Raw genomic sequence first — 25404 nt, forward strand, 5'->3', positions numbered from 1 at the left:
GAAAGGGTGAGTTGGATGGGGAAAGTCATACCGAAACAAGAAGGACTCGACCATAGTGTCGATTTTTTACGGGAAGGATATCTATTTGTTGCGAATCGTCGCAAAAGTTTTCAATCAAATATCTTTGAAACACGTTTGCTCGGGGAGCGCGTGATTTGTCTTGGGGGCGAAGAGGCTGCCGAGGTGTTCTATGATGCAGACAAATTCATGCGTCAGAATGCGGCGCCAAAACGTCTATTGAAAACCTTGTTTGGAGAAGATGGGGTCCAAACACTAGATGGTGCGGCTCATACGCATCGAAAACATATGTTCATGTCATTGATGACAAAAGAAAATATAGATCGATTGCTCCGCTTGACATATCGAGAGTGGAACCAGATTGAACGAATGGGAGAGGAGGTCGTCTTATACGATATTGCGCAACAAGTGTTGATGAAGGCCGTATGTGAATGGTCGGGAGTTCCACTTGCGAAAGAAGAAGTTGGGAAGCGCACTGAAGAGATGAGGTTATTATTTGAATCGGGTACGTCTCTTGGTCCCACGTATTTACAAGGTCGGAAGGCACGAAGTTCCGCTGAAGCCTGGATTCGTCAGATGGTAAAAGAAGTGCGGTCGAATCGATTATTGCCGAACGAACATACGGCGCTGTACGAATTTTCGTGGCACCGGGATGAATCCGGAGAGTTATTACCTGAAGACGTCGTGGCGGTCGAAGTATTGAACATTTTACGCCCGACTGTCGCAATCTCGGTGTATGTCCTCTTCACTGTCTTAGCTTTACATCAGTTCCCGGATGTAAAAGAGCAGGTAGAGCGGGGAGAGGTCTCGAAAACAGAATTTGTCCAGGAAGTGAGACGGTTTTATCCATTTTTCCCTGTAGCGGCAGCTCGTGTCAAAACCGATTTTGAATGGGACGGCTATGCATTTTCGGAAGGGACGCTGACGCTTCTTGATTTGTACGGTACGAATCATGACTCCTCTATTTGGACGGAGCCGGATCGATTCGATCCCTCTCGTTTCAAAGATTGGAACGAGAGTCCGTTTAACTTTATTCCGCAAGGTGGGGGAGATGTAGATTTTGGACATCGATGTGCCGGTGAACATGTGACCATTGCAATTCTTGCACAAGTCATTGAGTTGTTTACTAAGGAATACGCCTACACGGTCCCGCCTCAAGACTTGAGCTATAGTTTTGTAGACATGCCGAGTCTGCCGAAAAGTAAATTGCGATTGACTCATCTAACTCGAAACCAATAAAAAAGTCGCCTACTCGATGGGAGTAGGCGACTTTGAATTTACTTCGTTTGCAAATTTAGGCGTTTGGAGATGGGACGAATCGAGACCGATGAATCGATCATTCGATTATCCCGTTTCGGTTCATCGGTACATTCAATCTGCCAGTCGGTGTCATGAAGCTCTTTTAGTCCGACGGCGATGTCGTATAGGGAATAGTTCGCATTTCCGTTTAACTGATAGATGCCCGGTCCACGTTTAGTCAAAATTTCAAATAGCGCGTCTGCCGTGTCTGCTAAAAATGAACATGATGGATACCAATGCTCACTCGCTTGGATTACCCCTCGTTGCTTCATCTCGTTCGTAAAATAGTCCATCATATTATTCGATCCGGCCTCATCCCCGATTTGCCATCCGAGACGAACGATTTGAGCACCAGGATTGGCGTTCATAATCGCACGTTCGCACTCACGCTTATACTTTCCATAGTCATCCTCGGCATCTGGTAGCGTATCTGGGGAAATCGGTCCGGTCACTTCATCTGAAAAAATTGAAACCGTGCTCGTGAACAGGAAAGGGATTTTCGCCTCACCACATAAACGAGCGAGCGTCTCGGCCCACTCCACCGCGCCCATACCGATATGTAAAAAGTAGTTCGGTCGGATGCGCTCGATGAATTCTCGCATTTCCTCTTCGTTTGTCGTGGACACTTGCTCGCGATTCCACGCAATCCCTTCAATTCCGTGGCGCTGTAACGTTTCGGCAACAACGGGTGCCACTGTACCGTTCATTCCTGTAAGAATAGCTTTCATTTCGATTCGCCCCTTTCACTCTATATGATGCCACAAAACGAGTGTGGACAAACAACCGATGTGCCGGGCTATGCTAGACTGGATGATGGAGGGATCAATCATGAATATTCGACAAGCAACCAAACAAGATAGTAAACAAATTGCACCACTCATGTATCAAGCGATCCATGAGATTGCGTACACATTGACAGCATCAACGGATACGACTGAGGTATTGGAGCGACTAGCGATGTGGGTAGAGAAACCAAATAACCGCTTGAGTCACGAAAACATCTGGGTGGCGGATTTTGAAGGAGAAGTTGCCGGAATGATCATCTCGTATCGTGGGGATAAGGCAGAAGAATTGGATCGACCGATTCGAGAATGGTTGACGGTGCATGGAAGTGGAGAAGAGGTGGACGTTGAAACGGAAGGTTATGTCCAATACATTGATTCACTGGCTGTCGCAGAAGCGTATGGAGGTCGTGGAATCGGGACGAAGTTAATCGAACACGTTTGTCTCGTTGCGAAAGAACGCGGTGTGCCCGCCGTCACATTGAACGTGGATCAAGAAAATCCTGCGGCACATCGCTTATACACACGTCTCGGCTTCCATAAGGAAAAAGAAATCAACATTTCTGGGGCGAGATTTGACTATATGATCAAAGAAATCAATTCGACTCCTTTCTCAGTCTAAAAGCGGATGCGCAAATTTCTTTTCTCGACTATACTAAGTGCTTGAGGAAAGATATACGTAAAGGAGATACATTATGGAGTGGAAGAACATTTGGCGAGGGATGGCCATGGGGACGAGTGATTTAATCCCTGGTGTAAGCGGCGGTACCATTGCAGTCATTTTAGGCATCTACGATCAACTCATCGAAGCGATTAGCGGCGTATTTAGCCGATATTGGAAAAAATATATCGGGTTCTTGATTCCATTGGCAATTGGAATGGGGACAGCCATTATCGCACTGAGTCGAGTTATTGAATACTTATTGCTGGAGTATTATGCACCGACACAATTTTTCTTTATCGGATTGATTTTAGGGATTATTCCACTTCTATTCGTGGAATTTAAATCACGCGCATCGATTCGTCCGGTTCATGTTATTGCTATGGTTGTCGCAACGATACTCGTTGCGAGTATGGCATTCTTGAATCCGGTTGATTCGTCTATTATGACGGACGTGACGTTCGGGACGGCACTTCTCTTATTCTTCTCCGGTTGGTTGGGCAGCATGGCGATGTTGCTTCCTGGAATTAGCGGTTCATTCGTCTTGTTGTTAATTGGCGTTTATCCAACCGTCATCAGCGCCATCTCAAACTTCAATCTGTTGATTATTGGGATTGTCGGTGCTGGAGTGGCCGTCGGCTTTATTGTAAGTAGTAAAGTCATTCGTTACTTGTTGGCGAATTTTCCGGGAATGACGTTCTCCGTCATCATCGGATTGGTCATTGGCTCACTCGCCGTCGTGTTTCCGGGTGTACCAGCTTCCGGAGTCATGTGGATACTCAGTATCGTCGCATTCATCGCGGGGGTCATCGTCGTCCGATTACTCAGCAAATATTCTGTCTAAATGAAAAAGGAGTCCAGCGATGAGCCGGACTCCTTTTTAATAGATGAAGGGGAAGAGGCGCTTGCGCGTCTTCGACCAGGATTGGTAAGACTGACCGAAATGGCGAATGAGCATACCTTCCTCGATTCGAATGCGGTACAGTAATGCAAGCGAGGTGAGACCCGCACCAATCAAGGCGATTCCCCAATGAATAAAGTATAGCGAGAATCCGAACGTAATCAATAACAACCCTGTGTAAAGAGGGTGGCGTAAGTAACGATACGGTCCCGAGCTGACGAGTTCGTCTTCCGGTCGGACGACGACATGTCGTGTGAATTGATGACGTAAGTGTAAAATCCCCCAATAACGTAACGACACGCCGGCTATGTAAAAAGTAAGTCCGATGATTCGTTGAACTGTCGAAGGCTGTGATTCGAAAACAAGCGAAGAGATCATAGACAACACGAAGACGCCAATCATCGTCGTCGCTACAAAGTAAAAGCTCTTCCGCTCGACAGCCCCGTCTGTTGCCTCTTTTCGGTTACGAAATCGCCACGTCTCAACTAGCCAAAAAAATGATACGACGATTAATAGGACATCCATCCAATTCATCACGCACATCCTCCCTTTTGATTCATGTTTCATTACCCGACCTACGCATAAGAAAAACCAAATCCATCAGGGCGATATTCGAAAAAAATTGTCAAAGTGACCAAAACAGGTTATCATCTAATGAGAATGATTATCATTTTTACGTATATAGAGAGGAAGGGTGCGACGATGAACGAGGAAGTATTCGACGTGACGATTATCGGTGGGGGACCGGCTGGATTGTATGCCGCTTTTTACAGCGGTTTACGAGGTATGAAGACGAAAATTATCGAATTTCAACCTTTTTTAGGCGGGAAAGTACATGTCTATCCAGAGAAAATGGTTTGGGATGTAGGTGGTCTCCTACCGACGACTGGGGCAAAACTGATCGACCAACTCGTCGAGCAAGGTCTCACCTTCTCTCCGACGGTCCTTCTTGGCGAGAAGGTGGAGTCGATCTCTAAGCGTTCAGACGATTTGTTCGGGATCGACACGACGAACGGTCATCATATTTCCAAAACCGTCATCGTTGCGACAGGAAGTGGGATCCTCAAACCGCATAAGGTTGAAGTGAGCGGAGCGGAGCGGTTCGAATTGTCGAACCTCCATTACACGGTTAAATCACTTGAACGCTTTAAAGGAAAGCGCGTCTTGATATCGGGTGGCGGCAATAGTGCAGTCGATTGGGCGAATGCGCTCGAGCCGATTGCAGAGCAGGTCGTGCTGACGTATCGAAAAGAAGAACTTAGTGGACATGAAGCACAAGTTGAAAAAATTAAACAGGGTCGAGTCGACTGTTGCCCACGATCAAAAGTGACGGATTTGATTTCTCACGATGGGAAATCGATTCAACAAGTTCTTTTGACTCATGTCGAAACAGGAGAGACGAGCGTAATCGAGGTCGATGAAGTGGTCATCAATCACGGATATGAACAAGACGCGGAGTTGCTTCGGAACAGCGAATTGCAGGTCGAGATGAAGGATGGGTTTTATGTGAGAGGGAATTCAGGTAGCGAGTCATCCATACCGGGATTGTACGCTGCCGGTGATATTCTCACGCATGAAGGGAAAGTACATCTCATCGCTGGAGCGTTTCAAGATGCTGCGAATGCGGTGAACCGGGCCAAAACATACATTGACCCGAATGCGAATGCTACCGCAATGGTGTCCTCTCATAATGAACGGTTAAAAGAGAAGAATCGTCAAATCATAGAAGAAACCATGATGAAGCAGTAAGAGAATCACTCTTACTGCTTTTCTCTAGGATAATCACAAAGCTCGGTAATCACACCGCCTGAATGACGCGGGTCCATGTAGATTAAGCGTCTACCTTTCGCGGTCGTACGCAGTGTGTCTTCTAAAAAGGTGATGCCATTTTGTTTGTGAGCGGCCATCGCTTCGTCCAAATCGTCGACACGATAGGCGATATGATGAACACCCTTCCCTCGAGCTTTCATGAACCGGGCAATCGGACTCGTCTTACTAGTCGGACGCAACAATTCGATGACATCCTCTCCAATATGAATGACGGCCAATTCGGTCTCGACCCCGGTGGTCGTGTTCGTATAGCGGTCCACGAGTTTTCCTCCTAAGACCGTCGTGTAAAATGTGATCGCCTCATCTAAGTCTCGAACGGCAATCCCAGTATGATCGATATGCATGTAAATTCCTCCTTCTGCTTCAGTTTGCCTAAAGTTGAACAAAATGTCACTTCACAACGTTTCAAGCCTATCCGATATAATAGGAGAGGGAGGGACAGCGAAATGAACGGAAAAATCACGATGGGTTTGGTGGGCACTTTCGCCTTTGTATCATTTGTGTTTGGACTCTCGCTTGCGACGTTTGTCGACTATCGCATCAATGAAGAACAGGTTGTCCTTGAACGATTAACGACCCATAAACAAATTGGTCCGACCGAGTTGCTGTCTACCGAGGTCGACTTTCATTTAAATGGGTCGAATTATGCGATTCGTTTTAAAGATGAACCAAATATTACGTATTGGTTCAATGTCGTCGATCGCAAAATTAAGTTCGATCGGATTGAATCGCTCGATTTGAGAGATACGGGGCTTCGGACAGAACTGTTTGAAGCGATGCCGCCTCTAGCGATGGAGTCGACTACTGCTGCAGAATAAAAGACGTCGAATGAACAACTTTTTCCTTTGAGAAAGAGTTGGTTTGCTCGACGTCTTTTGATTGTTTAGGAATAAATCGGGGTCGGTGGTGCCTGTAGCATGTACGTATAACGACAAATACTCGAGATTTGGGCGCCGTGACGACGAAGTGTATAACTCAAATCAGGTTGCAAACTTGTTGCTGAAATATGTGCCTCTTCAATGTATCGGAACATGTAGAAAAATTTTTGTTGAAGGAATGAAATAGCTTCCCGCAATAAAGTCTCGTCACAGTCAACGTGCATCTCTTGTATTGAAATATGGTACATATGTAAGCGTACTTTCATGATTCCAATCACTTGTCGGTTCCACTTCACGGAATAGAACAATGTTTGCTGGCGAACTTCTCGTGCGAATTGTTCATCTGTCATCGAAATGGTACCCGGAAGGAGATGACAATGTTCATTTCGAAATGTGAGCCAATCTGCTCTTCTTGAATAGTCCACCAATTCGAGTGTCCAATTGGTATGGGTTGCTTTCTCGCAAGGGATGAATGGTAGATGATACGTTTTGGTTTGATGAAATACTTGAAACCCTGCTGCTTCATATATTCGATGCTTGTCTTGATTATGAGAATCCTCTTCCTGAAGATAGTACGTAATCGGGTACTTTGTTTCTCGACTTCGTTCATAGATCAAACGATGAAGTAGTCCGCGAAAGACGTGACGATCACCATATGTGGCTTGAGAGAGGCGGATGGCATGATCCGTTTCAAGCTGTTCGTCGTTTGCGACGATTGAAGCGAGTGGGGTATCTCGATTGAGTGCGACGTAGACGTGATGATGCGAGGGAAGGGAGAGAAGCAAAGGGGCCTTGCTTAAAGGATATAGCGACTGAATGGAAATACGCTCATGTAACGGTAATTGCCTGCATTCTACAAAACGTAGCGCTCGTTTCACGAAGAATCCTTCTTTCTTTATCAAATGATAAGTACAAATAAATTGTAAGCGCTATCTTGTATCGTGGGGTGTGGCAGAATGATGAAACCTGACTCGAGAAAAAATCAATTACGTAAGAAAAAGGTTCGAGTAAAATAGAACATATCCGTCCAATACAATGAAATGGATTTCCTTTCATCGTTCATCTGTGAGATTCATCAAATGTCAGCGCAACGAACGGATGAGACGTGCTATACTTAAACACAATGAAAACACGGAGTAGGAGTATATGATGAAATACATTTATCAACTGATTCTGGTTTCTGTGCTTTGGTTGACGGTAACACCGTCTGCAGCCATGGCCGAGACAGAACCGGTCGTCATTCATGAAAATATCATTGTCGAAGAAGATGTAGAAATTCATGAAGGATTTCAATCGCCGAATGAAATGGTGTATTTGTTCGTATTAATTGTGTTGTTATCTGTCATCGGACTTGGCATGATGAACACGATTGAATAACGTGAAAACGTTCACAAAAATGCAATAAGTGATTTGGTAACGGTTACAATCGTTCCCTTATACTTATATGTGTAGGAAGAAAGTTCTGCACCAACTTTCTGTCCTCCTTTTCAAATGAACACCCCTCGTTCATATCATGTATTGGAGTCAATCGATCCTATCGATTGACTCCCTTTTTTTAAAATCGGATTCGCTTTTCTTTAGCAATTCGTTTTAAGCGCTTCGTCTCACTAGTGTGTCCGTGACTCTCTAAAAAGTCGACATATACCCGAAATGGTTCGGAGCGATGAGAAAAGAACGGGATATATTCAGAGAACAATTTTTGTTCCGCTTCTTTCAAATTCCCTTCAGCGACGAGAAGGCGGAGTTCTAACATTTTAAGCGCTTGATAGTTTTCGAGCGCGGTATCCTCTGTTTGGGACTTCTCTAACATCCGATCGCAAAGTTTTAAGAGACGGGAGTGAAGGAGTTTTCTTGTATTGGCATGACTGTGTTCGATGGGTAGCGTTGAGAGTAAATCAATTCGTGTAGAATCAACATCTTTTGGCACGTGGAGTGCGGTGTATAGGGCGCGGTCAATCCAAACGGTATCAATCGGGGCATCGAGCTGATAGTAGTGAATGAGTTGCTTGAGCATGGTGACTTGTGAAATTTTTAAAAGGCGAAACGGGTCACTTGTAGAGAAGAGCGGTTCTTCGCCAGCCGATGTAGAGAGGAGGTAAAACATTTCTTCATACATCGTACGTGCTTCTGTGTATTCCTCGGCGTAATGCGCTAAATCGCGAATGATTTTTTTAGCATGAATGTACCAATTTTTTTGGTCGCGTTCTGACATGACTTGATTCGGACGAATGTACAAATGTTCGTACGCAGAATCAACAAACCGTTCAGCCAAGGTGATGGTTTGCGAGAGCGAATGTCGCTCTTCAGAATTTTTTTTCTCTTTATAGCGCGTGAATTGGCTGATCATAAAATCAAAATCTTGATCATCAATCACATCTTTAGGAGTATGACGGTACATTTCGACGAGCAAATCGCGTAACGTCGCCTCGCCATACTGCTCTAACAATACGCGTAACTTTCCGATGCGCATCAGCTCTCCTCCTTTCAGTCAAACTTTTCGTAGGCAATCTCGATTTGGGCAGAAACCAATTATTATTCCTTTCCCGCTTTTCATCTGAAACAACCATTCGCTCTCATGCTTAAGACGGATTTTCGTAAGAAACGTTGTCAGATGATGGCTGGTTCGGGATAATAGAGAAAAATTGATAAAGTTGAGGATCATAATGATGAAAGATGAACAACATTTATCGCGTGTCGAACGTAGAAAGCGCGAATTAGAACATCAAGAAATCGAATCGTCTCGTGTGGACCACGGTGAAACGGACGAGCCCTCTATACGTGCACAATCTGAACAACAGCGTGAACGGGTAACACGCCAATCAGAACATCCCTTTTTAAATGAACAAACCCAAGAATCGCCAAGGACGAAAAATGGGACGGCAAAGTCAAGTCGGAAACGACTGCCCCGGGTTTCATTATTTTCGAAACGGAAATCATCTCGACCAAAATCTCGACAGACGACGAAACCATCAACACCATCAACACCATCTACCCCTGCTAAACGAGAAATAGATCATTCGTCTAAACAACCATCGAAACGAAAGCGTAAATGGAAGGGGAAAGCTGCCCTTTTCTTACTTGCAATGCTACTGATTGTTGGATATTTTGCGACTGCTCCATTTACATTCCTCATTATGGGGAGCGATGCGCGAGTAGGAGAATCGTTGTCGGGATCTCGTACGGACTCCTTGCAGTTGATGGAATTCGTACCACGCTCTGGTACTGTTCAGAATGTATCGATTCCACGTGATACGTATACAGCGATTCCATGTGAGCCTGAACGGGAAGGTGATAAAATCACGCATGCGTTCGCGTTCGGAGGTGCAGAGTGTACGATTGGTGCCGTGGAAGGGCTGACCGACGCCTCGGTCGATGGACAGGTCGTCATCACGTTCGAATCATTCATGGAATTGATTGATTTGATTGGTGGGGTAAATGTCACGGCAACGCATTCGTTTAGCGAGAAAGGGTTCAACCAGACGTATGAGTATACGGAAGGTGTTTCCTATGCGATGGATGGAGACATGGCATTGGCGTATGCGAGACATCGTAAATCGGATACGGATGGAGCACGTTCGAATCGTCAAACGGAGGTCATGACAGCTGTCGCTGAAAAACTGGCAAGTCCTTCAGGATGGACAAAAATTCCGGCGACGTATCGCTTCATGAAAGAAGAAATGGGACTTGAGATGAACGTCTTGCAAATGGCATCTGTCGGATTGACGATGATTTCGAATCCTGAGGTGAATAAGATGCAAGTCGAGGGTCAAGATGCTTATATCAATAACGTGTATTACTATGAACCGTTAGAAGAGAGCGTGCAGGCGATTCGAGACGCCCTTGATTTATCTGTCTGGGGTACTGTCAGATAATTTTAAGAAAAGGGTTTGATTCTGACTTGAAAGAGGAAATTTAAACAAATGAACTACTCTTTTGAGGAGGGAAATTTGAATGAAAGTTTTAGTCATTGGAGCAACAGGAAAGATCGGGAAACGTGTATTGAAAAGCCTGGCGAAAACCCATCAAGTGACCGCTTTAATTCGTTATCCTGAACTACAAGCAGAGTACGAGAAAATGGGTGCACACGTATTGACGGTTGATGTCGAGACAGAACTCGAGAAGAAAGTACATGAGGCGACAAGTGGACAAGATGCCGTTATTATCGCGGCAACTGCTGGCGCGGATGGTTCGAGCACTGAAATTGAACTGCTTGACCGAAACGTTGCGATGAATGCCATCGATGCCGCTAAGAAGGAACGGGTACGTCATGTTGTCTTACTCAGTGCCTATGGCGCTGATCAACCGAACGCTGCACCGAAAGAACTCTTTAACTTTCTGTCAGCTAACAATGCCGCTGACGAGTATATCGAACATAGCGGTTTGAACTATACGATCATTTGCCCAGTGACCATTGTTGATGAACCGAGTAAAGGTTCAATCGAAGCATCAGAGGACTTGAGTGATGCGGATGGTGCGACGATTTCCGAAACCGATGTCGCGACTGTCATCGCAGCGTCTCTCGACAACCGAGGTCTGTACGGTCGCCGAATCGAAATCAAGTCTGGTAGCACACCGATTAATGAAGCGCTCGACTTTGAAGGGCGTGGAGAGGTTGCGAACGGCGGAAGAACGACATTACGTCGACCACAACGATCATAATGAGTTGAGGAGAAGATGATATGGAACGGAAACTTTATAAAGACCCAAACAATAAAATGATTGCTGGTGTTTGTTCAGGGCTTGGAAACTATCTAGGGGTGGACGTCACCATTATGCGAGTCCTATTCGTGGCGATGGCGCTTCTCGGTGGCCCGGGACTCCTCATTTATATCATTCTGGCACTCATCATGAAAAAGCCGGTGTCAGAATATGAAGCCGAACAAGACGATCGCTTCTAAATCAAAAATCAATCCGACAAGACGTCGGATTGATTTTTTAGTTTTCCATATATAATGTATAACTCGCTTCGAACGTTTCGTTTGGTGGGAGGAGTTGGATCCCTTCTTTGTGTAGGAAATCTTTTCGATGGCCTTTATAATCCGCATGTCCGAACCAAGGTTCCAAACAGACGAACGGAGCGTCTTTCTGCGGCGGAGACCAGATGCCGAAATGCGTGAAAGAGGGACTCTCCATCACGATGGCTGCACCGGTTGGTTGATGTCGGAGTGCAGCATACTCAATTTTCTCAAAAATGAGTGCATCGTCGTCAAATAACGACCGAGTGAGGGGGATATACTGACGCTCTCCGAGTGGTTGATACGCGCCTGTTAAATAAGGGCCCTCGAGCAAATAGCGATCGAGGGAGCGGATTTCGCCGAAATCGATCACGTAGTCTTCAAATGTCCCGCCCATGAACGGAATATTGAATGCAGGATGACCACCGATGCTAAACGGTAACGTCGTTTCGCCCGGGTTATGGACGCGATACGTCACAATCACTTCTTCGCCCACAAGTTGATAGGACACGGTCAGTGTGAATGGGAATGGATAGTGTTGACGTGATTCCGATGTATCGTTCAATGTGAAGCGGACCGACGTGGCAGTCGAAGATTCGACCTCGAACATAGCGTCCCGAGCGAATCCGTGTTGACTCATCGTATAGGTGTTTCCCTCATATACATATTGATCATCGAGCAATCGACCGACAATCGGGAAGAGGATCGGGGCTTGTCGTCCCCAATAGGTCGGGTCCCCTTGCCATAAGAGTTCAGTTCCGGATACTTTCCAACTCGTCATCTCAGCACCTTGTGCCTTTAAGGTTATCTGTATTTTCTCGTTTTGAAGTTGCACAATCCATACGCTCCTTTACGGGTTTATGATAAGTTAAGTGTAGAAATCTTAAGTAAAACAAACAAGGGGTAAATGATGCGCTTACAAAGAATTGGTATTGGAACGCTGATCCTTCTATTGATTGCTGGCCTCGCATATAAAGGCTACGAGGAATATATGATGACACAAAAGAAAGAAGAAGCGGTTCCGATCGTCCAAAATGAATCGGTATTAGGAGGACTTGAAGTGGGGCAACAAGCCCCGGACTTCACTTTGAATACGTTAGATGAGGAGAATTTGACCCTTTCTGAGTTCCGAGGACAGCCGGTCGTCATTAACTTCTGGGCCTCTTGGTGTCCGCCATGCCGGGATGAGTTTCCTGAACTCGTATCGTTTGAAGAAGCGACAGGCATCCCAGTACTTGGCGTGAACGTCACCAAAAATGAGCGACGAGGAAAAGAGGACGTGGAGGCATTCCTAGATGAGTATCCCGTTGATTTTCCGATTTTGCTAGATGAAGAGGCCGCTGTCGAGCAACAATATCGTGTTGTCGCATTACCGACAACGTACGTTCTAGATGCAAAAGGGATCATCGTGGCGAAAAAAACGGGTCCGGTAGACGAGGCGTGGCTTCAGCAACAAATCGACGACATCTCAGAATGATTCATTCGAAAAAAAGCTGAACGAACTGCCCGGTTAGAGAGGGCAGATTGTTCAGCTTTTATAGTGTTGCTTGATCAATGCGTCAAAGTTAGGGGTCATATCTTCTTCAAGATAGTAATGATGGTTGTCTCGAATGATTGTATCACCAACACGTGCTTCGGATGGTAGGAATCGTCTAGGGATGAAACTTGAGCCGTTGTTCCATCTCAATACGGCATATTTTCCCTCGATTCGTACCAATGTACCGTACTTAATCATACCTCTTCCTCCTCGACGAGCAGCTTCTGTCTCTTTTTATCCTTACATCATGTATTCCCAAATTCCACAAAAGCTACACATCTTTACACATGTCTGTCTAATCACTATAGGGACGTTGTATCAAAAAACGATAGAGGTTAAATGCGGGAAATGTGAAGGAAGTTTGAAGAAAACGCTTTCTTTTTTTGAAATGGTCTTTTATAATGAAACCACGGGGTGATTATGACGAAACTGTGAACAATGGGGGGATGGTCATGTTTTCTTCTGCAATGATTGGGTTACTCGCTCTGACGGGAGTAACGATCTATGGGGTTGACCGTATGTTCACGGTCCGCTCAGAACGCGTCACTAAGAAATAGGTCTACATAGGGGGAAATCGCAACGTCTTGGGGAGACGTTGCGATTTTTTTATACGTCTTGTTGACGAGACCGACGATCGGTCTCTTTTTGTTCCACCATCTTTCGATTCCGCTCATGAACACGGTCAAAAAAAGCGTGCTCTGGCCATGCGGAGGACCAATGACGTTCTTCGGGGAGTGCCAAGATATATTCTTCCGCCGCACTCAATCTCTCAATCATGTGACTCCGGCTGTCGCACAAATCGCCGTGCCCTGGTACGAACCAGCGAATCTCATGTTCGTAGATGAGTGATTGCAAGGTTTGTAACGTGTCGAGATAGGCGGTTGGGTCGTGTTCGATAAAAGGTGGCTCGACATTAGACCCATAATCTCCACAAACGAGAAGATTCATGGATTCGATGAGAACCGACATATGTGTCGCGTCATGGCCCGGTGTAGAGAGGAAGGTCACGGGCACTGAACCGATTAAAAGCGTTTGATCGGGTTGGATGACCAGGTCGATGTCCGGTTTTTGAATCGGGTGATCAATATAATATTGTTCATAAAACTCGCGAATCTCATTTAATTGGTCAGATGAGTCTGCATCGACGAAAGCCTGTGAGGCAATCGTTGTGGCATCTGCAAAGCCGTAAGCTCCGATGATGTGGTCAAAATGATGATGTGTGAAGATGACATAAAGCGGCCGATTCCGACGGTGTAATTCGATGTCACGACGGATTGTCGCAATTTCTTCGGGGAGCCAGGTCGGGTCAATCAACAAAAGGGCATCTGGTGTATCGATGAGGGTCGATGTCGTTCGCATCAACGCGCTTTCGTATACGGTAAAGGATTGCAGCTTCGCTTGAATCAATGGAGTTCCTCCTTGTCTGTATGGATTCAATCACTCTTTTCCCCAAAACAATAGACGGAACAACAAAAAAGCAGAAAGTCGTGTGACTTTCTGCTTTTTGCAAGGTCTCAACCGTGCAGTGTATGTGTGCGAGATACTCTCGCGTATATGTCGATATTGGAGCGGGTGAAGAGAATCGAACTCTCGTCATCAGCTTGGAAGGCTGAGGTTTTACCATTAAACTACACCCGCATCAAAGAAAAAATATGGAGCGGGTGAAGGGAATCGAACCCTCGTCATCAGCTTGGAAGGCTGAGGTTTTACCATTAAACTACACCCGCGAAACGTATTAACTCTTAACGTTACTTTGATATAATAGCATATACGATGGAATTTGCAAACCCTTTTTTAAAAAAACTTTTTAGGTTGCAGAATCCTATTCACAACGCAGATAATAGAAAAAAGGGGAGAAATGAAATATGAGTGAGCGAAAATCATATTTACGACTGATGGGTGAAGGGTTTCGAATGTTGAAACAATCGAAACAAACGAACACGACGGTGTCTCTCCGAAGTTGGACGTTTTCGATCCATCATGAACAAGAATGGCAGGTTGTGTTACGAACGAATCGAATCAAGTGGGTCGGATTACCAAGTATGACGTTTGAGATTCATCCGGATATGATTCAAATAGGAGATCTTCGAGTCACCCGTCACGCACAATCGAACGAAGTACGTTTGACAATCGATGAAGAATGGGGATTGGAAAATAAGGTTGTTTGTGACAACCTAGAATGGGAAACGTTCGTCGATGCGCTCAAACAAGTGAAGGGGGAGTAAGCGTGAGTGGAGAGAGGTTGTATCGGATGGAAGCCGAGGCTCGAGGGAGTGCTTGGCGTGCCCGGGTTCTAACAGGAATTCAACGATTTCGATTTTATAAAGGGGAATTGCTTGCACCGACAAACCGACCGTATGTCGTGTTAAGCATCTCGCAAGATGAAGGAGCCCTGCCAGATTTAATTGAGACCGATATGGGTATCCTCTTGATCCATGAGCGGGTGGGACCTATCTTTATGAATGTCTGTCCGTATGACGTTCAGCTCGTTCGTGTCGAGCTTCATACGAGTACCGGGAAAACCGATCGTTACTGTGCGCTGAACGTCCTCCGCCGCTTTGAAATCGAATACCTTGAACATTCAAACGAATATCGTCCGCTGAGTGCGGATCGACTCTATTTCCTATCCAATCAAACTGTCCGCATGAACTTATTTGGACATATGATCGCCCAAGACGTAAATAGCCAACGTCTTTACGTGACCGAACGCTTGAAGTACGCGCTTCAAGCTAAAATGGTCACAGGGCTGGCATTCAAGCAAGTAAAGGAGAAAACAGCATGAAAGAGTACGAAATTGATGGGTGGTTCCGCCTGACGTATCCGGAACATTATGAATACAGCGAAGAGGAAGACTATGTGAGTTTTTACTCGACGGAAGCGGATGCGCAAGGGACGCTTCAAATCTCAATCTATGAATCAGAAGATTCGCAAGAACCAAAACAATCCGCTATGAGCGAATTGAATACGTTCTTAGGCGAATTTCCGATTGATGTAAAGATTGCTCCAAGTGTCACGACTGAAACGAGTGATATGACAACGGCCTACGCAAGTGGGATTGAAGATGGGATGCATTTAGATGTATGGTCCTTGACCGATGGGAAACGGCTCTTATTCTTAACTTACGTAGCCGATCAGGTGACCGATGAAAAGATGGAAATCGAGTCCATTATCGATTCGATTGAGTGGACATAAAAGGAGACACGACGCCAACGAGGCGCGTGTCTCCTTTTTTACTGATATTTTGGTACATCGAAGTTGAGTGTGTAAGCATCAAGTGATTGATAGATATTATAGATGCTTGTCGTTTGTTTTGCGGCCCATCCGATATCCGTTGCATATTGGTGCGTTCCTGGTGAAGAAGGATTGAAGCGCATCTTATACAGCGTATTTTGTTTATATGTCGGGTGATTGATATAGCTAGCCCCAATCCAGTAAGCTCCTCCGATAATCGCTTCTTTAGGAGAGAACCACTTTTGTTGGAAGGCGTATTTGGCGCCGTTTCCAAGAGGGTTGCTATCTGTTGCTTGAATACCGTACATATTATAGACGGTTGCGGCAACAGGACGTTCCGGATAAATCCGATTCCCACTCGAGTTAATTAATGCATTCCCATCTTTATCGACAGGAACTCCTTTTGCGAGAAGGGATGTACCATGTCCAGTTTCAAGGATGGCATGCGAGAGAAGATACACTTCGTTCACGCCATACATACTAGCCGCATCAACGAATGCCTGACCTTGTCCGCTGAGCGTTCCTTTTGATGTGAGGACCTTGTTCAATGTTGTCGCAGTTGTCCCAGCGCTCTTCGATAAATCTAAGAATTGATAGAATGATCGAGAGTTTGCATCAATCTGGCTAGGATCGACGTATGGAAGAAGATCATCAACTGATGCACGACGCCAAGTGTTATCAAAGACTCGGATATTGTGTCCGGCCGGTCGTTTATACGAAATCGTATAGTATGTGCCGGATTGACCTGTAATCGTAACGGTTTCGCCTGTATTAATTTGACCGTACGCATGAGATGTTAAAATTGGACGGCTCAAAATGTTGGCGGTTCCGACGACTGAACTTGGTGTCACGTAACCGGTCATCGTGCCGTATTTTACTTTATACCAAACGGTTGACCCGGAAGTATAACGGTCAACGTATTGAATTGACGCACCATATGGAATGGTGACGAGCGAGGACGAGCTTGAAGAGGCTGTCATCTTCAAAGCGGTTCCTAACCCTGAGACAACAGTCATCTCAGATTTCACAATCTTTCCTGTCGATCCGTTGACACTTACCCAAGCACGAGGTAGGTAGGCTTCATCGTATCGATGTGCATCCGTTTGGGCGAATTGAGCCACTTGACGGTCTGCCATCTGACGAACTGTCATCGGATAACTAGTATACGAAACTTTTTTCGTGATACCTGTCGCAGGTGGGGTCGTTGTGACAGGTACGACGTAATCGGTATGAATATAGTTGCCGCTATACGTACCACTTGTAAGAAGTGCCCAGTCTGAACCGACAATTGGTTTGATGTTGACAATCGTTCCCGTACTTAACGTTCCGACTTTATTTGCTGTTGTCACTTCAGGCGTCGAACGAACGTTGAGTGGCTCGTTCCCATCTACATAGATACGAACTTGACGTTCTTCTTCGTATTGTTCGTCTGACGGTACTGTTTTCGAGAAGTAATCTGCCGTCGCATAACCTGTAATCGGACCGTATTCGATTTTAAAGAATCGTTCCGTGAGACCAGGTTCCGACACTTGTTGAACTTTCGTGCCGAATGGAATGACCGCAACCTTCACTTTTTCAGCATCCGAGCGGTTGTATAAAACGACATCACGCGTTGTATAATAATCTGTTTTCACCACGACCTCTGGATCTTTTAATGAAAAGTGACTAGAACCTGCATATCCTGTTTTTCCGTCATAGCGAATCTTGAACCAAGAACTAGAAAGACCGCTTTGTGAAAGCTGTTCTACTTTTGCACCAAATGGGATCGTGGCAATCTTCGTCGCTCCGGCTGCAGACGAACTATACATCGCTACATTTCGAATCGCAAAGTATGGTGTGATCGTCACTTCTTCAGGTGCCTTCGTTGAAAAATGACGAGCGGCAGCGAAGCCGGTGACTCCATCATATTCAATTTTGAACCAAGAGTCCGATAAGTTGGCATCCGATACTTGGACGACTTTTGTTCCTTCTTGAATCGTGCGTAGACGAGCTGCTCCGGAAGCGGATGACTCATATAACACGAGGTCTCGAACCGCATAATAGGTTGTTTTGACGACGGCTTCAGGTTTTGATGTCGAGAAGTTACGCGCGGCCGCATAGCCGACCGTGTCCCCGTATTGGACTTTATACCAAGATGAACTCAATCCGTTCACGTATACACGCTTTACTTCTGCCCCAAGTGGAATTGTTGCAATTTTTGATGCACCAGTTCCTGAACTATTGTAGAGCGCGACATTCTTCACCGCGTAATATGTCGTGACTGCTTCTGGAGCAAGCGAAGTCGCGGTAAAGTTACGTGCTGGTGCATAACCGACAAGTGAACCGTATTCGAGTTTATACCATGAACCCGTCGCGCCTAATGAATCGAGGTAAGTGACTTTCGCACCTTCTGGAATCGTTGCGATTTTAGACGCACCTGAACCGGTCGAATCGTACAAGACGGCAGTTGTCGAAGCGTAAAACGAAGGACTTGTTTCGCTGAAGTATCGTGCTGCCACATATCCTGTATATGTACCAAATTGTACTTTATACCAAGATCCTGTCGCCCCGTGAGTAGATAGATGCGTCACGAGTGATCCTTTTGGGATGACTGTTTCGATTGAAGCGGACGTTGACATGGAAGAACGAAGATTGACGTTCATTTCAGCTACATATAATGAAGCGGATGTAGTAGAGGCTGTTGTCATAGATGAACCGATTGTCAAATACGTAGAAGAAACGTATCGTTTTTGACCTTCGAAGTTGATTTGTGCCCATTCATCGTTGACGGTGTATACATCTACCGTTGTTCCTTCCGTTAATTTGCCGACGATTGAAGACGATGTCGACGAATCAGACCGTACATTTAAAATGGGTGTGTTGACTGTTCCTTCGGATGTTGCTGCATATGATTGGAGTGGTGCGAGAGTGCTCAGTATCGTTCCTGAGACAATCGTGGCTACTCCTAATCTTGAGAGTGTCGATTTCAATATGTTACCCCTTTCGGATGAGAGAGCATGATTAAATTGATTGCGGTCTAAGTATAACGTACTTAAAAAATGGAAAGAAGAAGTAGAATTACAAAAAAGGTAAATGCTTAAAATAATTTTTCTAAAATAAGGTAAATGAAAAATCCCCTTATAAAAGGGGATTAAGTAAATTAATGGATTCTGTTTTGCTTCATCCAAGCAAGAATATCTGACCATACTTGTTCGCGGTGTGCTTCACGAAGGATTTCATGTCGAGCATTGTCGTAAGTGACGACTGCGAGCTCGACATCCGCATTACGATATTTCTTAATGATTCCGTTCAACCCTTCTCCGTCATGCGTGACAGGATCGTCCATTCCGGCAACGAACAGAACTGGAAGAGACTTCGGATGTTCATGAATCCGTGCAGACGTGGTGACATCTAATGAAGCGCGTGTCACTTCATGTAAAAAACCGAGGGAAGGCAAACCGCCACAATTTGGGTCGGCGAGATAGGAGTCGACTTCGTCTGGAACACTTGAAAGCCAGTCGCTATCCGTTCGAGCAGGTAAAAACTTAAGATTATAACGTCCGAATAACAGTCGTTCAAAAAAACGAGATTGGTGTGTTTCGTGTGTTCGTTTCATCGCGGTAGCAATTAAGCGATGCCCGAGTTCGCCTGCAACTCCTGGATGAGGAGGCGGGGCGACGACGACGATTCCGGATAAGGCGTGCCCCATGACTTGACCGAGCTTTCGAACGAGAAGAGAACCGAAACTATGACCTATTAGATATGTCGGACGATCATCCTCATATTGACGGATGAGGAACTGTGCATCCTCAACAAGTTGTTGGAATCCCGTTCCTGGCGTGAGATGCCCATATGTGCGTTGGTCATGAGCGCTTGTACCCGCACCACGCAAGTCACACACAAACACATCATAGCCATTATCTGCCATAAACTGTGCAAACTCAATATATCTTTCATGATGTTCGAGCATCCCGTGAAACATGAATATTTTTCCAATCGATTGCTCTGCCTGAACGTGCATCACTTCTGTTTGATACCCGTCAGGATACGTCAACTCCGATACGATCATGTGTCATCCCCCTATTAGAAAAGGCCGATTGCTTTTCCGGATTCGTCAATTCCCATATTGAGAGCTGCTGGATGTTTCGGTAACCCAGGCATCGTCAACACGTTGCCTGTTAAGGCGACGAGGAATCCTGCTCCCACTGAAGGTTTTAATTCGCGAACAGTGATGGTGAATCCTTGTTGATAACCGAATTTTGAAGGGTCGTCTGAGAGGGAGAACGGTGTCTTCGCCATACAAATGGGAAGGTCCGACCAGCCGTTCGCCTGAACATCTTGCATTTGCTTTTGTGCTTTGGCGGTAAACACGACGTCTGCAGCACCATATACTTCTCTCGCAATGGTTTTAATCTTTTGTTCGATCGAATCGTTCAACTCATACAGAGGCGTAAGTTTGCTTTCGTTCGACTCGACGGCGTCAATGACCGCTTCGGCTAACTGTCGACCACCAAGTCCGCCGTTTGCCCATACTTCGCTGAGCGAAGCACGAATACCGTGTGCCGCACACCAATCAAGAACGGTTGCAAGTTCCTCTTCTGTATCTGAATTGAAACGGTTCAATGCGACGACCGTAGGTAGTCCGAGTTTTTTCATCGTATCGATATGTTTGGCGAGTAATTTCAATCCTTCTCCGACTGCACCGACATTCTCGATGTGAAGCTGATCTTTTGAAACGCCACCGTGCATTTTTAAAGCGCGAACGGTTGCGACGAGTACGACCGCATCCGGATTCAAATCACCGACTCGAGATTTGATATGACAGAACTTTTCTGCCCCGAGATCGGCACCGAACCCAGCTTCCGTCACCACATACTCCCCAAGCTTTAATGCAGTCTTCGTTGCAATCAATGAATTGCATCCGTGCGCGATGTTTGCGAACGGTCCGCCGTGAACGAGTGCAGGCGTTTGTTCGAGCGTTTGGACGAGGTTCGGTTTAAAGGCTTCCTTCAACAGTAACGTCGCCGCCCCGGCCGCCCCGATTTGTTCTGCCGTGATTGGTTCTTTTTGATGGTCATAGGCGACTACGATTCGCTTGATGCGTTCTTCGAGGTCGTCCAATGAATCGGCCAGACAGAGAATCGCCATGATTTCCGAAGCGACGGTAATATCAAATCCGTCCTCACGAGGGACTCCGTGAGCAGGACCACCGAGACCGACCGTGACATGACGAAGTGCGCGGTCGTTTAAGTCAAGGACACGCTTCCAGACGATATGTCGGACATCGATCCCAAGGTCGTTTCCTTGATGCAAGTGATTGTCAATCATGGCACTGATCGTATTATGGGCCGATGTGATCGCATGCATATCACCTGTGAAGTGGAGGTTGATGTCTTCCATCGGGAGAACTTGACTGAAGCCACCACCAGCAGCGCCACCTTTTAGACCCATCGTCGGACCGAGTGAAGGTTCGCGCAGACAGACGATTGCTTGTTTATCCAACTGGTTCAACGCTTGTCCGAGACCAACTGTCACCGTCGATTTTCCTTCACCAGCTGGTGTCGGATTGATCGCTGTGACGAGAACGAGTTTTCCGTCTTTCTGCGTTTTCACACGTTCGAGGACATCGTAAGAAAGTTTAGCTTTATATTTCCCGTAAAGATCTAGATCATCTTCATGTAATCCGATTTTTGCTGCGATGTCTTTAATCGGCAAGGTTTTGGCTTGTTGGGCAATCGTAAGGTCAGATAATGGTTTCGTCGTTGTCATTCAAAAAGTCCCTCCGTTTATCGAACGATATCTTTCTATTATCTTAAAATCATTCGGAAATTTCGGATTAAAATATGAATCAAGGCAAATCATATTTAATCCGTTCGTATTATCATTGATTTTATCATAACTCATCACGCCTTCAAATTCATTCATTCCGTTCAATATTTTCCACCCTTTCCGTCAAATGTATCCGTTTTCATTAAGGGTTTGACACGATACAGTGATAGTGGAGGCGATACACATGACTGAGACTACTAAACGGACGAAACGCAGAGGGAATTGGAAGAAACCTGCGAGCTTTATAGCATTTGTTGGACCTGCTTTTCTGGCATTTGTCGCAATCGTACTCATCCCATTTTTTAATGGCATTTACTATAGTTTCACTGATTGGAACGGCGTGACCGGAGAACTGAACTTTGTCGGATTGGATAACTATCATCGCTTGTTCTTTGAAGATGAGCAGTTCCGCGCTTCTTTTTGGATTACGACGAAATATACGCTTGTGTCTGTCCTATTGACGAATATCGTCGGTTTCTCATTGGCGCTATTATTGACGATGAACATTAAGACGCGAAACTTCCTACGCACAATTTTCTTCATGCCGAACTTGATCGGTGGCTTAATTCTTGGGTTCATCTGGCAGTTCATTTATGTAAAAGGATTTGCCTCGATCGGTGCGTTGACGGGGTGGAGCCTGTTCGAATTACCATGGCTCGGAGATGCGCAAACGGCATTTTGGGGAATCGTGATTGTCGCCATCTGGCAAGGTGGCGGGTATGTCATGGTCATCTACATCGCGGCGCTACAAAACGTGCCGACTGATTTGATGGAGGCGGCACGAATTGATGGGGCGAATCGTCTTAAGATGCTCCGCCATATCACGCTACCGATGATTATGCCATCGATTACCATCTGTTTGTTCCTGACCATCTCTTGGTCATTCAAAGTGTTTGATACGAACTTGTCGCTCACGAATGGTGGACCGTTCAAATCGACCGAGATGTTAGCCTTAAATATCTATACGGAGTCTTTTGTGAATAATAATTATGGTCTCGGGTCAGCGAAGGCGGTCATCTTCTTCTTGGTCGTGGCTGCGATTACGGTGACGCAAGTGTACGTGACGAAAAAACGGGAGGTGGAAGCATGACGACGGAAAAATTGGAACATGTCGAGAGAAACGTAGAGAAGACACCGAAGCGTATCCCGCAGCGTCCACTTCGCCCGGGAACGTATTCTTGGAACCTTGGAATTATTGAGCTCGTTGCCATCTTGCTCGGACTACTCTATTTGGTCCCGTTCTATTACGTTGTCGCCAACTCGTTCAAATCGATGGCTGAAATCTTTACGAATACGTCCGCCTTACCGAACGAGTGGTTGACCTCAAACTATACAGAAGCATGGGAAGCGATGAATTATGGACGTGTCTTTTTGAACTCCCTTCTCATCACGGTCGGAGCGAATGCGGTCATTGTCATCTTCACCTCGATGGCGGCATGGAAACTCGTTCGGACGAAACATTGGGTTTCCACAATGATCTTTTTCTTGTTCGTGGCAGCGATGGTCATTCCGTTCCAGTCCATCATGATTCCGCTCGTGAAAGTTTCGAGTATCCTCGGTCTGTTGAATAGTCATTGGGGCCTGATCGTCATGTATCTAGGTTTTGGGTCTGGTATCTCAGTATTCCTTTATCACGGATTCATGAAGTCGATTCCTGAGGAGATTGAAGAAGCCGCCATCATCGACGGTTGCTCGACATGGGGTGTCTTCTGGCGCATCGTCTTTCCACTTCTCAAGCCGATCACGGTGACAATCGTCATCTTGAACAGTCTATGGATTTGGAATGACTTCTTATTACCATCGCTTGTTCTTCGTGATGTCGAGTTACGGACCATCCCGCTCGCGACATTCTATTTCTTTGGACAGTACACGAAACAATGGGATTTGGCATTAGCAGGTTTAGTGTTAGGAATCGTTCCCCTTCTGGTCTTTTTCTTCGGCATGCAAAAGCATATCATCAAAGGGATCACAAGCGGTTCGATTAAATAACCCTCCCAAGGGAATCCTCCGTTCGCTACACGGAGGATTATTTTTTTTGAAAAAAATCGTTGACATTAATCTGAATATTTATAATAATGAACTCAATTCAATTGTGAACGACGTCGAAAGGACGAGTACACGAAGGTAGTGAGCCAAGCGATCCGGGGGTGGTGTGAGCCCGGTCTTAACCCTTCGTCGAAAAACTTCCTGGAGTCGCTACCCGAACGCTTTGCCAGTAGACGTAGCCGGACCGCTCCCCGTTATCGGAGTTACGAGATGATTGTCTCGAAAAAGTGAGTAGATTCGTCTACTAATTTGGGTGGCACCGCGGAACCGAAGTCTTCCGTCCCATGTTCGATGGGAATGGAGGGCTTTTTTTCATGGCTTCATTTTCAAATATTCCACAATTGGAGGAAACGGAAAATGACAACAGCAACAAGCACGATGAAAGAAAGACAGCAGACGATTGCAGCAGTAAAGGCACTCTTTGAGGAGAAAGTCTCACGTGAACTCGGACTGATTCAAGTACAAGCACCGCTATTCGTCGAATCGGCGAGTGGGGTCAACGATCACTTGAACGGTGTGGAGCGTATCATTCAGTTTGATACGATGTATCCGGGACATGAACTTGAAATCGTTCAGTCACTCGCGAAATGGAAACGTGAAGCGCTCGGTCGTTACGGATTCGGTGTCGGTGAAGGATTGTACACTCAGATGCGTGCCATTCGACGCGACGAAGAACTCGACGCGACACATTCTTTATTCGTCGATCAGTGGGACTGGGAACGAGTGATTGCTCGAGAAGAACGGACGATGGAATACTTGAAAGCAACGGTGGAGTCGATTTACGCTGCGCTCCGTGAAACAGAAGCGGAAGTAGAGAAAGCGTACGGTGTTGAAGCGATTCTTCCGGAAATGATTCATTTCATCACGAGTCAGGAGTTGGAGGATACGTATCCGATGATGACGCCGAAAGAACGTGAATCGGCTATCTGTAAAGAGTATGGTGCGGTCTTCATCTCACAAATCGGAGATCTTCTCGCTTCAGGTATGAAACACGATGGACGAGCGGCAGACTATGATGATTGGTCGCTCAACGGAGACATTCTCGTGTGGCACCCTGAGCTCGAGTCAGCATTTGAACTGTCATCGATGGGCATTCGTGTCGACGAAGTGGCACTTGATGCGCAACTGAAGAAAGCAGACGCGGAAGAGAAGCGCGCGTACCCATTCCATCAAGGAGTGCTCGAAGGAACGCTTCCGCTTACAATCGGGGGCGGAATCGGACAATCGCGTGTCGCAATGTATCTCTTGCGCGCGCGTCATATCGGAGAAGTGCAAACATCGGTCTGGCCGCAAGAAGTCATTCAATCGTGTAAAGAAGCTGGCATCAGCTTGTTGTAATATAATAAGAAGAAACACGGAACAGGACTCGAAAAAAGAGTCCTGTTTTTCTGTGCAACATTTTCCACCCTATCCGTCAATTTTGACACCTACATTGTGGAAGCGTTTTCATTTAAAGTT

General features: G+C 45.9%; 27 protein-coding genes, 2 tRNA genes and 1 other annotated feature. Of the genes, 16 read left to right on the forward strand and 13 right to left on the reverse strand.

Going from position 1 to position 25404, the window contains the following annotated elements; genetic code table 11:
* The first annotated feature begins 15 nt into the window (after positions 1-15).
* Positions 16-1257: a cytochrome P450 gene (locus KOG47_RS12605; RefSeq protein WP_215244339.1), complete on the forward strand. Its 1242-nt coding sequence runs from the start codon at positions 16-18 to the stop codon at positions 1255-1257.
* Positions 1258-1295: 38 nt separating this feature from the next.
* Here KOG47_RS12605 and KOG47_RS12610 read toward each other — a convergent pair whose 3' ends face one another.
* Positions 1296-2045 carry a sugar nucleotide-binding protein gene (locus KOG47_RS12610; RefSeq protein ID WP_078146308.1) on the reverse strand — a complete coding sequence of 250 codons (750 nt, stop codon included), beginning with the start codon at positions 2043-2045 and terminating at the stop codon, positions 1296-1298.
* A gap of 100 nt (positions 2046-2145) precedes the next feature.
* On the opposite strand from KOG47_RS12610, the gene KOG47_RS12615 reads away from it, so the two are divergent.
* On the forward strand, positions 2146-2721 hold the full coding sequence (locus KOG47_RS12615; protein WP_214731636.1) for a GNAT family N-acetyltransferase: 576 nt from the start codon (positions 2146-2148) through the stop codon (positions 2719-2721).
* Between the two features lie 73 nt (positions 2722-2794).
* Complete coding sequence (locus KOG47_RS12620; protein ID WP_015880783.1) at positions 2795-3604, forward strand: DUF368 domain-containing protein; 810 nt, start codon at positions 2795-2797, stop codon at positions 3602-3604.
* Positions 3605-3640: 36 nt separating this feature from the next.
* On the opposite strand, the gene KOG47_RS12625 is transcribed toward KOG47_RS12620, so the two are convergent.
* A complete protein-coding gene (locus tag KOG47_RS12625; RefSeq protein WP_074037776.1) occupies positions 3641-4195 on the reverse strand; it encodes a methyltransferase family protein in 555 nt (184 codons plus the stop codon).
* A gap of 168 nt (positions 4196-4363) precedes the next feature.
* Between KOG47_RS12625 and KOG47_RS12630 the strand changes: the two genes are divergently transcribed.
* Positions 4364-5410: an NAD(P)/FAD-dependent oxidoreductase gene (locus tag KOG47_RS12630; RefSeq protein WP_214691466.1), complete on the forward strand. Its 1047-nt coding sequence runs from the start codon at positions 4364-4366 to the stop codon at positions 5408-5410.
* A gap of 11 nt (positions 5411-5421) precedes the next feature.
* Here KOG47_RS12630 and mce read toward each other — a convergent pair whose 3' ends face one another.
* On the reverse strand, positions 5422-5835 hold the full coding sequence (mce, locus tag KOG47_RS12635; RefSeq protein ID WP_251125330.1) for a methylmalonyl-CoA epimerase: 414 nt from the start codon (positions 5833-5835) through the stop codon (positions 5422-5424).
* A 102-nt stretch (positions 5836-5937) separates the two neighbouring features.
* Between mce and KOG47_RS12640 the strand changes: the two genes are divergently transcribed.
* Positions 5938-6309, forward strand: a complete 372-nt coding sequence (locus tag KOG47_RS12640) for a hypothetical protein (RefSeq protein ID WP_074037773.1) — start codon at positions 5938-5940, stop codon at positions 6307-6309.
* A 65-nt stretch (positions 6310-6374) separates the two neighbouring features.
* On the opposite strand, the gene KOG47_RS12645 is transcribed toward KOG47_RS12640, so the two are convergent.
* Positions 6375-7247 carry a hypothetical protein gene (locus KOG47_RS12645; RefSeq protein ID WP_215244340.1) on the reverse strand — a complete coding sequence of 291 codons (873 nt, stop codon included), beginning with the start codon at positions 7245-7247 and terminating at the stop codon, positions 6375-6377.
* A 271-nt stretch (positions 7248-7518) separates the two neighbouring features.
* Between KOG47_RS12645 and KOG47_RS12650 the strand changes: the two genes are divergently transcribed.
* Positions 7519-7746 carry a hypothetical protein gene (locus tag KOG47_RS12650; protein WP_031421006.1) on the forward strand — a complete coding sequence of 76 codons (228 nt, stop codon included), beginning with the start codon at positions 7519-7521 and terminating at the stop codon, positions 7744-7746.
* 178 nt (positions 7747-7924) lie between these two features.
* Here KOG47_RS12650 and KOG47_RS12655 read toward each other — a convergent pair whose 3' ends face one another.
* Positions 7925-8839, reverse strand: a complete 915-nt coding sequence (locus KOG47_RS12655; protein WP_159563538.1) for a hypothetical protein — start codon at positions 8837-8839, stop codon at positions 7925-7927.
* A 196-nt stretch (positions 8840-9035) separates the two neighbouring features.
* Between KOG47_RS12655 and KOG47_RS12660 the strand changes: the two genes are divergently transcribed.
* From KOG47_RS12660 to KOG47_RS12670, 3 genes are all read left to right on the forward strand, one after another.
* Entirely contained in the window at positions 9036-10241 is a 1206-nt protein-coding gene (locus KOG47_RS12660; RefSeq protein ID WP_251131871.1) for an LCP family protein, read from the forward strand.
* 79 nt (positions 10242-10320) lie between these two features.
* Positions 10321-11028: an SDR family oxidoreductase gene (locus KOG47_RS12665; RefSeq protein WP_074037770.1), complete on the forward strand. Its 708-nt coding sequence runs from the start codon at positions 10321-10323 to the stop codon at positions 11026-11028.
* 20 nt (positions 11029-11048) lie between these two features.
* The gene (locus KOG47_RS12670; RefSeq protein WP_074037769.1) at positions 11049-11267 is read left to right on the forward strand and encodes a PspC domain-containing protein; all 219 of its coding nucleotides are present in this window, start codon (positions 11049-11051) and stop codon (positions 11265-11267) included.
* Between the two features lie 37 nt (positions 11268-11304).
* Here the strand turns inward: KOG47_RS12670 and KOG47_RS12675 are convergent, their stop codons facing one another.
* On the reverse strand, positions 11305-12159 hold the full coding sequence (locus tag KOG47_RS12675; protein ID WP_196431588.1) for an aldose 1-epimerase family protein: 855 nt from the start codon (positions 12157-12159) through the stop codon (positions 11305-11307).
* Between the two features lie 75 nt (positions 12160-12234).
* On the opposite strand from KOG47_RS12675, the gene KOG47_RS12680 reads away from it, so the two are divergent.
* Positions 12235-12801 (forward strand): TlpA family protein disulfide reductase, encoded by a 567-nt coding sequence (locus KOG47_RS12680; protein WP_251131872.1) that lies wholly within the window; start codon positions 12235-12237, stop codon positions 12799-12801.
* Between the two features lie 51 nt (positions 12802-12852).
* Here the strand turns inward: KOG47_RS12680 and KOG47_RS12685 are convergent, their stop codons facing one another.
* The 4 genes from KOG47_RS12685 to KOG47_RS12700 form a co-directional block, all read right to left on the reverse strand.
* A complete protein-coding gene (locus KOG47_RS12685) occupies positions 12853-13059 on the reverse strand; it encodes a DUF3006 domain-containing protein (protein ID WP_015880796.1) in 207 nt (68 codons plus the stop codon).
* A 408-nt stretch (positions 13060-13467) separates the two neighbouring features.
* A complete protein-coding gene (locus KOG47_RS12690) occupies positions 13468-14268 on the reverse strand; it encodes an MBL fold metallo-hydrolase (protein WP_196431586.1) in 801 nt (266 codons plus the stop codon).
* A 157-nt stretch (positions 14269-14425) separates the two neighbouring features.
* A tRNA-Gly gene (locus tag KOG47_RS12695) sits at positions 14426-14499 on the reverse strand.
* Positions 14500-14514: 15 nt separating this feature from the next.
* A tRNA-Gly gene (locus KOG47_RS12700) sits at positions 14515-14588 on the reverse strand.
* Between the two features lie 138 nt (positions 14589-14726).
* On the opposite strand from KOG47_RS12700, the gene KOG47_RS12705 reads away from it, so the two are divergent.
* From KOG47_RS12705 to KOG47_RS12715, 3 genes are read left to right on the forward strand one after another with little or no spacing between them, the layout of a single operon-like run.
* Positions 14727-15086 (forward strand): hypothetical protein, encoded by a 360-nt coding sequence (locus tag KOG47_RS12705; RefSeq protein WP_031421018.1) that lies wholly within the window; start codon positions 14727-14729, stop codon positions 15084-15086.
* A gap of 2 nt (positions 15087-15088) precedes the next feature.
* Positions 15089-15643 (forward strand): hypothetical protein, encoded by a 555-nt coding sequence (locus tag KOG47_RS12710; RefSeq protein WP_148209495.1) that lies wholly within the window; start codon positions 15089-15091, stop codon positions 15641-15643.
* Entirely contained in the window at positions 15640-16053 is a 414-nt protein-coding gene (locus KOG47_RS12715) for a DUF3805 domain-containing protein (RefSeq protein WP_074037765.1), read from the forward strand. The genes KOG47_RS12710 and KOG47_RS12715 overlap by 4 nt, the downstream gene beginning before the upstream one ends.
* A 38-nt stretch (positions 16054-16091) precedes the next feature.
* Here the strand turns inward: KOG47_RS12715 and KOG47_RS12720 are convergent, their stop codons facing one another.
* The 3 genes from KOG47_RS12720 to KOG47_RS12730 all read right to left on the reverse strand — a co-directional run bounded on the left by KOG47_RS12720 (position 16092) and on the right by KOG47_RS12730 (position 21840).
* The gene (locus tag KOG47_RS12720; RefSeq protein ID WP_214691471.1) at positions 16092-19061 is read right to left on the reverse strand and encodes an SH3 domain-containing protein; all 2970 of its coding nucleotides are present in this window, start codon (positions 19059-19061) and stop codon (positions 16092-16094) included.
* 170 nt (positions 19062-19231) lie between these two features.
* Entirely contained in the window at positions 19232-20140 is a 909-nt protein-coding gene (locus KOG47_RS12725) for an alpha/beta fold hydrolase (protein WP_214691472.1), read from the reverse strand.
* Positions 20141-20154: 14 nt separating this feature from the next.
* Complete coding sequence (locus KOG47_RS12730; protein ID WP_214691473.1) at positions 20155-21840, reverse strand: formate--tetrahydrofolate ligase; 1686 nt, start codon at positions 21838-21840, stop codon at positions 20155-20157.
* 244 nt (positions 21841-22084) lie between these two features.
* Between KOG47_RS12730 and KOG47_RS12735 the strand changes: the two genes are divergently transcribed.
* From KOG47_RS12735 to asnA, 3 genes are all read left to right on the forward strand, one after another.
* On the forward strand, positions 22085-22990 hold the full coding sequence (locus KOG47_RS12735) for a carbohydrate ABC transporter permease (protein WP_196431582.1): 906 nt from the start codon (positions 22085-22087) through the stop codon (positions 22988-22990).
* On the forward strand, positions 22987-23889 hold the full coding sequence (locus KOG47_RS12740) for a carbohydrate ABC transporter permease (protein WP_078146321.1): 903 nt from the start codon (positions 22987-22989) through the stop codon (positions 23887-23889). Before KOG47_RS12735 ends, KOG47_RS12740 begins: the two co-directional genes overlap by 4 nt.
* A gap of 104 nt (positions 23890-23993) precedes the next feature.
* Positions 23994-24234, forward strand: a binding site (T-box leader).
* 69 nt (positions 24235-24303) lie between these two features.
* Positions 24304-25284, forward strand: a complete 981-nt coding sequence (asnA, locus tag KOG47_RS12745) for an aspartate--ammonia ligase (protein WP_215244343.1) — start codon at positions 24304-24306, stop codon at positions 25282-25284.
* Positions 25285-25404: the final 120 nt, after the last annotated feature.

It is taken from the genome of Exiguobacterium sp. s121 (assembly GCF_018617245.1).
Lineage (GTDB): Bacteria > Bacillota > Bacilli > Exiguobacteriales > Exiguobacteriaceae > Exiguobacterium > Exiguobacterium profundum.

Coding starts and splice junctions, on each gene's coding strand:
- KOG47_RS12605 (WP_215244339.1), top strand. CDS start 16: ATGGGGAAAGTCATACCGAAACAAGAAGGACTCGACCATAGTGTCGAT.
- KOG47_RS12610 (WP_078146308.1), bottom strand. CDS start 2,045: ATGAAAGCTATTCTTACAGGAATGAACGGTACAGTGGCACCCGTTGTT.
- KOG47_RS12615 (WP_214731636.1), top strand. CDS start 2,146: ATGAATATTCGACAAGCAACCAAACAAGATAGTAAACAAATTGCACCA.
- KOG47_RS12620 (WP_015880783.1), top strand. CDS start 2,795: ATGGAGTGGAAGAACATTTGGCGAGGGATGGCCATGGGGACGAGTGAT.
- KOG47_RS12625 (WP_074037776.1), bottom strand. CDS start 4,195: ATGAATTGGATGGATGTCCTATTAATCGTCGTATCATTTTTTTGGCTA.
- KOG47_RS12630 (WP_214691466.1), top strand. CDS start 4,364: ATGAACGAGGAAGTATTCGACGTGACGATTATCGGTGGGGGACCGGCT.
- mce (WP_251125330.1), bottom strand. CDS start 5,835: ATGCATATCGATCATACTGGGATTGCCGTTCGAGACTTAGATGAGGCG.
- KOG47_RS12640 (WP_074037773.1), top strand. CDS start 5,938: ATGAACGGAAAAATCACGATGGGTTTGGTGGGCACTTTCGCCTTTGTA.
- KOG47_RS12650 (WP_031421006.1), top strand. CDS start 7,519: ATGAAATACATTTATCAACTGATTCTGGTTTCTGTGCTTTGGTTGACG.
- KOG47_RS12655 (WP_159563538.1), bottom strand. CDS start 8,839: ATGCGCATCGGAAAGTTACGCGTATTGTTAGAGCAGTATGGCGAGGCG.
- KOG47_RS12660 (WP_251131871.1), top strand. CDS start 9,036: ATGAAAGATGAACAACATTTATCGCGTGTCGAACGTAGAAAGCGCGAA.
- KOG47_RS12665 (WP_074037770.1), top strand. CDS start 10,321: ATGAAAGTTTTAGTCATTGGAGCAACAGGAAAGATCGGGAAACGTGTA.
- KOG47_RS12670 (WP_074037769.1), top strand. CDS start 11,049: ATGGAACGGAAACTTTATAAAGACCCAAACAATAAAATGATTGCTGGT.
- KOG47_RS12680 (WP_251131872.1), top strand. CDS start 12,235: ATGCGCTTACAAAGAATTGGTATTGGAACGCTGATCCTTCTATTGATT.
- KOG47_RS12685 (WP_015880796.1), bottom strand. CDS start 13,059: ATGATTAAGTACGGTACATTGGTACGAATCGAGGGAAAATATGCCGTA.
- KOG47_RS12705 (WP_031421018.1), top strand. CDS start 14,727: ATGAGTGAGCGAAAATCATATTTACGACTGATGGGTGAAGGGTTTCGA.
- KOG47_RS12715 (WP_074037765.1), top strand. CDS start 15,640: ATGAAAGAGTACGAAATTGATGGGTGGTTCCGCCTGACGTATCCGGAA.
- KOG47_RS12725 (WP_214691472.1), bottom strand. CDS start 20,140: ATGATCGTATCGGAGTTGACGTATCCTGACGGGTATCAAACAGAAGTG.
- KOG47_RS12730 (WP_214691473.1), bottom strand. CDS start 21,840: ATGACAACGACGAAACCATTATCTGACCTTACGATTGCCCAACAAGCC.
- KOG47_RS12735 (WP_196431582.1), top strand. CDS start 22,085: ATGACTGAGACTACTAAACGGACGAAACGCAGAGGGAATTGGAAGAAA.
- KOG47_RS12740 (WP_078146321.1), top strand. CDS start 22,987: ATGACGACGGAAAAATTGGAACATGTCGAGAGAAACGTAGAGAAGACA.
- asnA (WP_215244343.1), top strand. CDS start 24,304: ATGACAACAGCAACAAGCACGATGAAAGAAAGACAGCAGACGATTGCA.